Below are 12,674 nucleotides of genomic sequence, written 5' to 3' on the forward strand. Positions count from 1 at the left end.
CCCCGTTGATTTCTCTAGGCATTTTTAGGTTCATTACATTCCCATTTTGATAGTAATATAGTTCACCTTTACTTACCGGTATTTATTAACTCATACAGATTATGTTGAAGATACTTTAATTTTTAATAGCATCGATTTTTATACAATCCTTAATTGTTTATATATTCCGTTCGAATTTTCAGAAAGCAAGACTTATTTTATTTCTTTGGCTTGCTTTTTTTCCTTTTCTTCATAAAGCTTTAGTCTTTTCTGACGTTCCCTTTCGTGTTCCTCCCATGAAATATAAAATGATGGAAATTTAAATCTACAATAGGCTAATAATTGGAACTCTGCTGCGCCTACGGCTACCGCGTACATGATTAAAGTTCCTCCCGCATACAATCCAAAAATCTTCAGTGTATAATCATTATGCACATAAATTAAAATGAGAAGAGTTAACACATAAATTACAGCACACTTAATTGCAATCCTCTTTGTTTTACTAAAAAATGAAGGGGATTCTTCTCCCGTATTAAATGCCCCTTTACTTGCCTGTCTAAAAGTATCAATAGTCGCTAAAATATGTAATATGACTGCACCTAAAAATAATAACCCAACATACATTAATGTAATTTGATCAATTGAATAATTTGACATTCCCGGGATTATCAACATTGTAAATGTAATAGTACCTAGCTGAAACGCATATAACAGTACCACAAGTGTTTGTAGTTTCTGAAATTTAAATGGCATCTTAGGAAACAGATAAATAATTAAAAAAATTACTTGAAGACTATAAAGCACTAACTCAAGGCTAACAATTATTTTATCAAAGAGAGTCGGGTAATAACTCCAACCAAACCTTATTAACCCTCCAATAAGAAAAAACATTATTAATGAAATAAAAAACATCGTTCCAAACATAAACCCTGTAGCCCAATCGGGTCTTAAGCGATTGTTGCAAGTACTTTTAAATTCATTTAAATCTTCTTCTTTTATATTCCACACCCTGACATTTCACCTTCTATACAGTTTAAATAATTTTCATTCACTAAAATTCTATTACACTCTTAATATTTTTAAGTACATAGATTTTTGTACAACTAAATTCAGATAATCTTTTAGGTATATCATTACCATATTAATTACCATAATCATCTAACCAGAATGCCTTTTGATGGTTCAAGTAGTGTTCTTTTTCCTCAAAAGTTCCAAATATTCTTCTTTCGATTAAGTATAACCGTCTTCTTGCCACCTTCATCCAATGCCTTTATTAGACTCTCATACTCTATTTTGATTTACCAGAACTATACGCGCTCAGTAAAACATAACTGTTATCACAATAACTATTTTTTACTACCCCTTTACTCATATTTTCACAACATTTATCGTTCTCAAAATTCAATTAAAATATATTATTTTTGATTTATATACTCTTTTTCATAATTTACATATTCTTTTTTGGAACTTTGATTGTTATCTTCCCTGGTATGATAATATGTTGAAATCTCTTGATTGCGTTTTATAAGCTTATCTTCTTTTTTTTCTTCATAATTTACCGATATTGTTATTTGTGTTATTCTCATTTGATTTTCTTTTGTATCATTAGGCGTATTAAATTCAATCATCAATATTGCAGAATCAAATTTATCATATTTTAAATTTAATTTATCATTCATGATGTTTTTAAACTGTAATTCAGTTAAATCATAGCTTATTATGCTCGGTTCACTAGATCTTTTTGTATCTTCACTCGGTTTCAATTTACTAAGTTCATTTAATCCTCTAAACATTAATTTTACATATGAAACATTCATAGCTTGATCCTGAGCTACTGAACGGGATTTTTCATTTTTTAAATTTGTACTATAGACTGTTTCTTTTTTGTAATTTTGATTACTACCAACGTTTTTATCATTTTTTATATCAGTAACAACCTTTTGAGTTGTTTTCCCATATAAGTCGTCTTCTTTCACATTATATACTCCATGGGTTGTTTGATATATTATCCTGCTATGTTCACCATCTTCTTTTTCTTCATAAGTACTGTCGCTAGTCTCTTCTTTCACATATGCATATCCATCATCACTCGCAGACATTACCGTCTTCATATCACCTTCATCCAATGCCTTTACTAATCTCTCATACTCTATATTCGTCTCCCCAAAACCACATCCACTTAATAAACTTGATACTATTGACAGAACTATCATCATCTTAGCTTTCTTCTTTAACTTCATACTGACACCCCGTTGATTTCTCTAGGCATTTTTAAGTTCATTATGTTCCTTTTTGGAAAGTAATACATCTCACCTTTACTTACTGATATTTACTTACTCGTACAGATTATATTGAAGATGCTTTAATTTTTAATAGCATTGATTGATTTATATACAATCCTTAATTGCTTATATATTCTATTCGAATTTTCAGAAACCAAAACTTATTTTATTTCTTTCGCTTTCTTTTCCTCCCTCTCTTTATAACGTTTTAAGAATTCCTGCCGTTCCCTTTCATGCTCCTCCCACGAAATATAAAATGATGGAAATTTAAATCTACAATAGGCTAATAATTGGAACTCTGCTGCACCTATGGCTACCGCGTACATGATGAACGTAAATATAAAGTAACCAAACATTATGCTCAATGAGTAATTGTTTTGTATATAAATTAAAACAAGAAGAATTAGTATATAAATTACCACACCAAACATTACATTTTTCTTTGCCTTATTAAAAAATGAAGTAGATCTTTCTCCCATACTAAATGCACCTTTACTTGCTTGTTTAAAAGTATCAACTGTTGTTACACCATGAACAAGTATTGCTCCTAATACTAGTAAACCTACATAAATAAGCGTAATAAAATTAATAGAATAATTACTCATCCCTGGAAGAACAAATGCCGTAAGACCTATAGTACCTAACTGAAACGCATATAATAATATCACCAATGTCTGGAGCTTTTGAAATTTAAAACGTACCTTAGGGATCAGATATATAATAAAAAAGATTACTTGTAGGCTATATAACAACAATTCCATTCTAACTATTACTGTGTCAAAAAGAGTAAGATAGTAATCCCAGCCAAATCTAATTAATGCTACAAAAATAAAAAGCATCAATAACGAACTATAAAGCATTCCACCAAACATAAACAACATAGCTCCTTCAGGGCTTAAACGATGTCTACATGTTATTTTAAATTCATCTAAATCTTCTTCTTTTATGTCCCACATTTGTTAGTTCCACCTTTCCCCGAACTATAGTATATTACCAAAATAAAGATTCAATTTTCTTAGTCACTGATTTTATACCTTTTTATTTTCATCGCCACTCTTAACTATCTCTTTTGTTGTACTGCGCCTTGTATTTTAAATATTCCTGTCTCGCATCTTGGTTATTATCCTGTTTTCTATTAAAATACGTTATTATTTGGAACATATTTTCTACTAATTTTCCATCCTCATTCTTTTCTTTAAAATCTATATCTATCCTCATTTGCAAAATTTGTTTTGGATTTTTTGAGGCATCCAGGTGCAATACGATTGTTGCTCCATCAAATTCATCGTATTGTATCTTTAATTTATTATTAATAATATCTTTAAATTCAGATTCAGTTAGTCGATATCCGACTGAATTAGGCTGATCAAACTTTTTTATATCATTCTCGGGCTTCATCTTTAGTTTCCCTATCCCATTTAAACGATCTACAATTAAGTTTACGTATGAAACATCTAGATTTGAATCCGAACTTTTCACCTGTCCATTTTCATACTTAACATGGGTACTATAAATAGTTTCTTTTTTATAATTTTCATTTGTCCTTTTCCCCTTGTCTTTTTCTATATCAGTCGCAACTGTTTGTATCGCCTCTCCATATAAACTTTTATCTTTTGTATTATATACACCTTCCGTAGTTTGAAGAATTGTCTTACTGTGCTCTCCATCTTCTTTTTGCTCAAACGTACTATAAATACCTCTTTGAGTCACATAAGCATATCCATCATCACTCGCAGACATTACCGTACTCATGTCCTCTTCATCCAATGCCTTTACTAATCTCTCATACTCTATTTTTGTTTCCCCGAAACTGCACGCGCTTAGTAAAAACGTTACAGTCATTACAATAACTATTTTTTTAACTAACCTTTTACTCATACCATAACTACACCTTTCCCCTTATTTTATACATTACTTGCTATTTGAATATTGTTTTTCATACTTCTCATATCGGGTTTTAGAAGCTTTATCGTTATCTTCTTTACTATTTAAATAGATTGCTATTTTTTGATCATGCCTTATTAATCGGCCTTCTTTATTCTTTTTTTCATATCCCATTGTGATGCTTATTGTAGTGAATTCCATTGGATTTTCTTTTAAATCTTTCGCCGAACTAAACTCCATTAATAATATTGCTTCATCAAATTTATCGTAGTCCACCTTTAACTTATTATTAATTATTTCTTGAAATTCCGATTCAGTTAAGTAATATGTTACCTTGGATGACTCACTAAATCTTTTTTTATCTTTTTTGGTTCTTAAACTATCTATTCCCTTTAATCTATTAAATATAAATCGAACATTCGAAACATCCAAATTTTGATCTGGACTTTTTAATTGATTATCTTCATATTTAATACTAGTTCTATATACAATCTCTTCTTTTTTTTGCTCACTATTTAATGAACTAGCAATTTCTTGCAAAGTTGTTCCATAGAACTTTTTTTCTTTGACATTATATACTCCTCCTGTTGTTTGATATACAACGCTAATGCGATTATCATTTTCCGCCCAAAACGTGCTATCCCTAACCTCTTCTTTCACATACGCATACCCTTCATCACTCGCAGACATAACCGTCTTCATATCACCTTCATCCAATGCCTTTACTAATCTCTCATACTCTATCTTCGTCTCCCCAAAACCACATCCACTTAATAAATTTGCTACTATTGACAGAACTATTATCATCTTAGCTTTCTTCTTTAACTTCATACTGACACCCTTATTCAATCAAAATAAGCTTTCCTCTTTCCATTTTGGAAGAGGAAAGCTTATTTCCTTTTAAATTTATTTTTTTCCCTTTATTTCTAACTCTTGTGCTTGTTGTTGCTTTTTATTTTTTTCAATTACTTTTTCAACAAACTCATTCCGCCACATTTTAAACTTAGCTGCGAATTGACCTTCAATTTTATTTCGATACCCTTCAAATTTAACCTCTGCAATATCCGTGTGGTTAAATAATTTATACGTCTCTTCGGTTAAACCCACTGGATGCAACACTCCACCATAATCATAGAATGTGTTTTCATCAAGTAATAAACCTCTCGTAGTGATTACATACTCCACATCTTCCTCTTCTTTAAGACCCAATCTTACAACACTGCCTAAAGGTAATACTTTATCCATATAGTCTTTCATATTAATTCACTGTCCCTTTTAGTACGCTAATTTTCTCTTCTATTTTTTGTCTTTTTTTCTCTAATTGACGGATACGATCAATAAATGCCTCACGTGTTTTTCCTTGTAATGTACTATCAATACTACTCTCTAACCTTCTAATATCTCCCGTTAAAGATGTAGCTGCTTTTTCCAATTGCACTACAACGTTTATAATTTGTTCTCGTCCACCACTAGCTGGAAATGTACTATGAACTCTTGACATTATCGTATGTAAATCCACCTTCATACCCCTCTCTTTTAAATTTATAAACTTGGAGTTTTAATAATATGAAACTGCTCCTAATTCTTCGTCTTTTGCAAACATAGAAAATACCGCTTCTGAAACATCGTCATTTAATTGTTTTAAATCTTTCGATAACTCCTTCACATCTTTAGCAATTTCACCTAATAAAGAACGGTTTATCCCCCTACTGTTATCATTCATAAAGAGATTTAACAATGAGTGACGATGACTTAATATATGTTCAGATACAATTGTAGCTACATTTGTATCAACTACAAAATCTCCTTTAAACAAATCTAGTAAATCTTGCACGTAAGAAGCTGCAACTTCTTTTGCAATATCTAAAATTTCACTTGTAGCTAAATATACTACAACACTTCCAGCTAAAAAATTTATAGCAGTATTAAATACAGACTCTAATACTTCTAAAACTTTTTCCTTACATTTCGCTAAAGTTGTTTCAATCCATTCTACAGCGATATCTACCGCTCCTTTTATTTCAACTGTAGCCATTAGGCTAAATTGAATTGCTTCTGCTGTAATTTGGGATTTTAGCCCTTCATACTTTGTATTTAATCTTGAAAAACCTTCTTGAACTATATCTTTTAGCTTTTCAAGCTCCTTGCTACCTTGCATAACGTCCGAGTACCATAATATCCCACCTAAAATAGTAGAAATTGGCGTTACGCTTAGTATCAAATTAATTGCATTTCCAGCTATTTTTTCTTCCTGGATAGAAACTTTTCTATGAAATACGTCATTTATAGTTCCTGTATATATTGCACCAGTAGATTGGGAAAGCTCCAGAATCCCCGGAATAATATCCCACCCTGTATCATTATCACTTGCTAGTTTATCAATCCATATTAAATGTCCATTCTCATCATAATCCTTCACTGTAAAAGCATATGAGTGACCAGCTTGATTCGGAATTTTATACATTCTTCCCGGAAGTGTGAAGTCTGCTGCCTTTATCCCAATATGTAGTGGATCATTCTGATTAATGATATTCCGAACATTTTTCATATCAAAGCCATTACCAAACTTATCTACATCTCGATTTAAAACTGGTGCTGGATTTAGCGCCAAAACATCAATATCGTCTTCTTGATGCCTTAATGCTACTGTATTTGCAATACCTCCGCCCAAAGAATGTCCTGTTATACTAATGGTTTTACCATCAGCATATTGTTTCACTTTTTCGTAAAATGCCTCTCCTTGATCATATTGTTTTACTTCTAACTCATGTTCCCAATCATTAAACACTAATTTATTTGCATTGGTTAAATTATGACCACCTATCTCCGCATCCACTACTACATCACTATTATTGTCTTTTCCAGCTTCCGTTCCAACATACGAAATAACAACTTCTCCTGTTTTATTATCCTTAAAGGCATAAGCTGCAAATCCTGTATCTTTATCCACTTCAACTTCTATAAGTGTTGCACCAAATTTTTCTTCTAAAGTATTTATGTTTAATTCCCTGCCGTTTTCTCCTGTTTTATTATATGGCTCTTCGCTGTTATTGAAACTATATATATCTTCTCCTGCTAGTTTCAATTTCCCCCAATCCGAAGTCAATCTATAATTTTCTGTCTTTTCCACACCTTTCGTCAAACCACTTCACCTTCCCATTTAATTACTTATTTTTATATTGTTTTTCATAATTTACAAACTCTTTCTTAGCTTCCTGATTGTTATCTTTTTTACTACTAAAATAAACATATATTTGTTGACTATGCGTTAACATTTTACCTTCATCATTTTTCTTCTCATAGTCAATTGAAATTGTTAATTCTGTTATTTGCATTGGGTGTTTTTCATTGTCTATTGAATCGTTAAAGTTAAGTACAATTGATGCATTTTCAAATTTATTATATTGCAATTTTAATTTATCATTAATTATTTCTTGAAATTGTGCTTCTGTTAAAGTAAATCCAACTGAATTTGGTTCATTAAATTTTTTTCTATTACCATCTGCTTTCAGTTTTAAATTCCCTACACCTTGTAATCTATTAAATATCAATTTCACAGGAGAAATATCTAAATTTGAATCCGAACCTTGAAGTTTTCCGTTTTTATACATAAAGTTGGTATTATATTTTTCTTCTTCTTTATAATTAATATCCTTATGCCTATCCTTTATATCTTTTGTTTTACTTGTTATTTTTTGAGACGTTATTCCATATAACAATTTTTCTTTCAAATTATATATACCTTCAGTAGTTTGATATAGTGTATTATGAATTCTGTCATCACCATTTTTTTCTGTCGTAAAATCAATAACCCGTTCCTTCACATACGCATACCCATCATCACTCGCAGACATAACCTTTCTCATGTCACCTTCATCCAAAGCTTTGACAAATGGCTTATAATCTATTTGCTTTTCTCCAAAACCACATCCACTTAATAAACTTGCCACTATTGACACGACTATCATCACCTTAGCTTTCTTTTTTAATTTCATACTGTCACCTCGTTAGTTACTCTAGGCATTTTTAGTTTCATTATGTTCCCTTTTTGATAGTAATACACTTCATCTTTACCTAATGGTGCTTCGTTGCTTATATATTTTATATTGAAGATACTTTGATCATTTAATGGCATTGCGATAATTGCTGCTGTTAGTTTACTTCTCATTTTCATAGGTAGAGCTTCACGATTTCGGTCCATGTAGTCGTGGTGACCTGCTAATACAAAGTAAATACCTACTGTACGAGATAAATCAATTAAAGTCGCTGCATCCTCCATTTCTAAATAAACAAATTTACTAAACTCTTCAACATTTGTCATGATAATGAGTTGTTTTGTGAATGCAGGAATTTCTCTACCTTCTTGTCTTGCTTGTGCTAATTCAAAAGCTCGTTCACGAATTACTTCCATCCAATACTTCGCATGCATATTGATTTCATTTTCGTCTACAATGTAGTGCGTCACATCGTCTTTATATTGAACGAAACTATACTCTGCTGTATCCACCAACGTCACACTTTCAAAATAATCTTTATTCAATTGAGATAGGATGCTAGATACAATTTGTTTTCTCATACTATCATCTACACTATAAATCATTAAATGATCATTCACTGCAATATCATGAGCTACAACTTCTACGTTTGCAAAATCAAGCCCCATTGGAATTCTTGCTGCTTGTAGAGCTTTTGTAACGTCTTTATTTTTACGATAAGTAGCAATATCAATCACTTCTGGCATCATTGGAATTGCCTTCGGACGTTCTCCATCCCATTCTCGATCCATATCATTTGCTTCTTGTTGTAATAATTGAATTTGCTGTAATTCATCTTCTGCTTTCGTAGGTAATGCAACCTGGAATAATGTAGGAGATTCTAGTTTTATTAACGCTCTTCCTGCTGTTTCTTCCACTTTTATATCAGATCTCCCTACAATACTAGCTACTTCACTTTGATCAATCATATATAGGCAAGTTTGGATTTTAATATTATTGTACAATTGAATTCTAAGTGCATTTTGTCGCCCTGCACTAATTAAGGTATGAATTCCTAAACTTGCACCATCTCGGACAATTTGCATAATTAGCATTTCAAAGCTTTCATAGAACTTCGCTTCTTTTACTGCATCATAATTGTCGATTGCAATAATAATATGTGGTATTTCTTTCCCGCTTGCCTTTTCATACATTTCAATATTTGCAACGTCATATTCACTTAATAATCGTTTACGATTTTTCATTTCTTGAGTTAATCTTTCAACAAACTTTAAACATTTTTCAGATTCATCAATCGTAATCGTATCCGCTACATGAGGTAATCCTTTCAAAGGTAGAAGACCATTTGTTCCAAGGTCCACTAAATACACATGCAAATGCTCCGGACTATGCTGACGAGCTACATCCATAATGACTGATTGTAAGAATGTTGATTTTCCGTAGCCTGGGCTTGAGAAGACCGCTACGTGTCCGTCTTTACTAATATCTAATGTTAATGGTGTTTGTGATTGTAATTCAGGCTGATCTAGTAGACCAATTGTTGCTTGTAATGGTTTCTTTTCTTTCGTCCATGCTTCTTTGAACTGAATTGCATGTAAGTCTTGTAAATATACGCTTTCTGGAAGTGGTGGTAACCACGGTCTAGCTAACGCTTCAATTTCATTTATTTCTGCGTAATCGTGAATGTAGTCAATAACAGCATCCAGTTCAGATGGTACGCTTATTACTTCTTTACTGCTACCAAGTCCACTTAAATCTTCACTTAATATTTCATATTGTCCTAGATCATTTATTGCATAGATTGTTGCATCTAAATGTTCTTTATCCTCTTTATTTTCTACATAGTCTGCTCCGCTCCAAGCTGATTGGAATAGTTCATAAATTTCATTATTCCCAACTTGTAAGTAAGCACGTCCTGGTAATGTAATTTCAGCAGCATCTGGCGTTTTTAAGATTTCATTACTATCTGACGTATTTTGAACTTTTAATGCTAGTTTGAATTTCGAGTTACTCCAAATTTGATCATCTACAACACCACTCGGTTTTTGCGTAGCTAATATTAAATGGATCCCGAGTGAACGACCGATACGCGCTGTTGAAACTAACTCTTTCATAAATTCTGGTTGTTCTGACTTCAATTCCGCGAATTCATCACTAATTAAAAATAGATGCGGCATCGGCTCACTTACTAAGCCTTCTTTATACAGTTTTTGATACTGATTAATATGGTTTACATCATTTTCACCAAATAATCGTTGTCTTTTCTGTAATTCAGCTTTAATTGATGCGAGCGCTCTCATACTTTGCGCTCCATCTAAGTTCGTAATTGTTCCTAATAAATGCGGTAAGTTTTTGAATAAATTCGCCATTCCGCCGCCTTTATAGTCAATTAGTAAAAAGGCTACTTCGTACGGGTGGAAATTGACTGCTAGAGATAATATATACGATTGTATAATTTCCGATTTACCTGAACCTGTTGTACCTGCTATTAATCCGTGTGGTCCGTGTGCTTTTTCGTGTAAGTTTAAGTTTACGATATCTTCTTTCCCACGTAATCCAAGTGGTACAGCTAAAGATTTATGCGCTGCATTTTTCTCCCAACGACTTGTGATATTCAGTTCTTTTACTTTTTCAACGCCGTACATTTCTAAAAATGTTACGCTTTCTGGAATACTATTTTTTAAGTTTTGCAAATGATTTAATGGTGCTAATGCCCGTGAAATATCTTCTAAATTGAATCCTTTTGGCACATGATTTAGCTTAAATTGACGGTTAACAAGTTCTCCTTGCTCTAAGATGATGTTCCCTTGTTTTGCATCTCTTATATCTATTACCGTTTTCACATGCTCCGGTAAACTTTGCATAACATCTTGTACAAATACAAGCGATACACCTAATTGACTCGGGTCATCATTAAAGAATTCCATAACAACATGGTCTAATATTAGTTTTTCATCTGTAATGAGAACGACATAGTGCGGTGCAAAGTACATTTTTTCATTAGTAGAACTTTTTTCATCTAGTTTTAATTTTCGTTCTTTCAATATTTGATACAAACTATTTAACACTTGATCACGGCTACGATCATGGTATACAAATCCACGTACATTTATATCGCGAACACTTCCATGAGGTAACCAGCGCATCCAATCCCATTTTTCTTTTTCTTCTTCCGGAAAAATAGTAATAAACTGCAAGTCATAATAACTATGGAATAAAGCCGTTTGTGCAACTAATAATTGTAATTGCTCTAACACTAAAGAGCGTTGACCAATATAACCGACTGGTCCATTCATTAAATCTGTTACAACTGGTACATCTTCCAACGATAGATAACGCTGTCTTAGTTCACGTGCTATATCAATTAATTCATCTTTCGTTTGACTAAATTCTTCTTCATTAAATTGAATTTCAAAACTCGTATTAGCTTGTCCTGTTCCAACGCTAAATGTTAAGAAATCATGATGTAACATTGTTTTTTCATAAATTCGAGGATTTACTTGAACTGCCATATTACGTATTACTTCTACATTTGGATTGTGATAATGTAATGCGTGACGCTGTTTTTCACTTTCTGCATGTAAATCTTTCGTTTTTTGTTTTATATACTCTCTATAGCTTTTATCTCGTTCAACAATATCGACTTTATATTGCTTTAAATTTTTTATATACGATGTGACAGAAACAATGATTGTTACTAATGTCATCGCAATCGATGCGATAATAAACATTCCATATTTCATGAAAATAGCAAGTAATACGGTTACGACAATCATGACAAGTGAAGGTGCAATGATTCTTGCTAAATGCTCCGTTGGTTTTGATGGCATACTTGAAGGCTTTGCAATTGTCATTTTCTCTTCTGGTTCACGGTAAATAATACGTGGTGAACGATGATAGTCTGGATAACCACTTTGATAATTTGTTTCTGATTCTACTAAAATAGGTAACGCAGATTTCACTTTATCTTCTGAAGAAAGTACTTGAATGTCTTCACTACCAATCTCCAATAAAATACCATCAAAATATAATACGTCTCCTGATTCTAATATAACGCTATCTTTTAACTTCGTATAATTATGAAATACATCCCCGCCATACACGTTCACTTTAAAAGAATCGTACAACGTTTCGCGAGATAGCATTAAATCTACACTAGTCCCGGTAATAGAAATATCATCGTAATCGTTTTGACTCACTGTAAGAGAATGTTTCGTTCCGATATCAAACACTCTAGTTGTGCCAACAATAGATATAAAGATTTTCAAGCTCACATCTCTTGTTTTCCCAATCTCAATTTCCTTATTAAATTCTATTAATTGATTCTGTACCATCCAAGCATTTACTTCATTATTCCACTTTAACTCTACTTCTTGTTCTAAACTTGGATTCGTAATATCATTTGTCCACTCTTTTCCAATCGACACTATTGATTGCTCATTTGGATGTAATGTGCACTTATATATTTTGTCTCCATAAGTCAATACTAATAGTTGCTCCATCCGTGTTCACTGCTCCTTTTCAACTGTCTCAT

At 32.2% G+C, this 12,674-nt stretch carries 9 protein-coding genes and 2 pseudogenes; all 11 read right to left on the minus strand.

Going from position 1 to position 12,674, the window contains the following annotated elements:
- Positions 1–192 precede the first annotated feature (192 nt).
- Entirely contained in the window at positions 193–987 is a 795-nt protein-coding gene (locus ACUN13_RS13900; RefSeq protein ID WP_025688260.1) for a hypothetical protein, read from the minus strand.
- Between the two features lie 407 nt (positions 988–1,394).
- The gene (locus ACUN13_RS13905) at positions 1,395–2,195 is read right to left on the minus strand and encodes a DUF3952 domain-containing protein (RefSeq protein ID WP_142292982.1); all 801 of its coding nucleotides are present in this window, start codon (positions 2,193–2,195) and stop codon (positions 1,395–1,397) included.
- A 227-nt stretch (positions 2,196–2,422) separates the two neighbouring features.
- Entirely contained in the window at positions 2,423–3,217 is a 795-nt protein-coding gene (locus ACUN13_RS13910) for a hypothetical protein (RefSeq protein ID WP_242278024.1), read from the minus strand.
- Positions 3,218–3,317: 100 nt separating this feature from the next.
- Positions 3,318–4,139: a DUF3952 domain-containing protein gene (locus tag ACUN13_RS13915; RefSeq protein WP_445423848.1), complete on the minus strand. Its 822-nt coding sequence runs from the start codon at positions 4,137–4,139 to the stop codon at positions 3,318–3,320.
- Positions 4,140–4,172: 33 nt separating this feature from the next.
- Positions 4,173–4,976: a DUF3952 domain-containing protein gene (locus ACUN13_RS13920; protein WP_445423849.1), complete on the minus strand. Its 804-nt coding sequence runs from the start codon at positions 4,974–4,976 to the stop codon at positions 4,173–4,175.
- A 75-nt stretch (positions 4,977–5,051) separates the two neighbouring features.
- Complete coding sequence (locus ACUN13_RS13925) at positions 5,052–5,402, minus strand: DUF4176 domain-containing protein (protein WP_000656383.1); 351 nt, start codon at positions 5,400–5,402, stop codon at positions 5,052–5,054.
- 1 nt (position 5,403) lies between these two features.
- Positions 5,404–5,664 carry a hypothetical protein gene (locus tag ACUN13_RS13930; protein WP_025687481.1) on the minus strand — a complete coding sequence of 87 codons (261 nt, stop codon included), beginning with the start codon at positions 5,662–5,664 and terminating at the stop codon, positions 5,404–5,406.
- Between the two features lie 39 nt (positions 5,665–5,703).
- Positions 5,704–7,287: a lipase family protein gene (locus ACUN13_RS13935; RefSeq protein WP_025687482.1), complete on the minus strand. Its 1,584-nt coding sequence runs from the start codon at positions 7,285–7,287 to the stop codon at positions 5,704–5,706.
- A 22-nt stretch (positions 7,288–7,309) separates the two neighbouring features.
- Positions 7,310–8,140: a DUF3952 domain-containing protein gene (locus tag ACUN13_RS13940; RefSeq protein WP_000768472.1), complete on the minus strand. Its 831-nt coding sequence runs from the start codon at positions 8,138–8,140 to the stop codon at positions 7,310–7,312.
- Positions 8,137–12,366: pseudogene (gene essC / locus ACUN13_RS13945) on the minus strand (type VII secretion protein EssC); the annotation flags it as partial. The gene ACUN13_RS13940 and the pseudogene essC, both read right to left, overlap by 4 nt.
- A pseudogene (locus ACUN13_RS13950) lies at positions 12,361–12,642 on the minus strand (FtsK/SpoIIIE N-terminal domain-containing protein); the annotation flags it as partial. The pseudogenes essC and ACUN13_RS13950, both read right to left, overlap by 6 nt.
- Positions 12,643–12,674 lie beyond the last annotated feature (32 nt).

The organism is Bacillus cereus group sp. Bce041 (genome assembly GCF_052646455.1).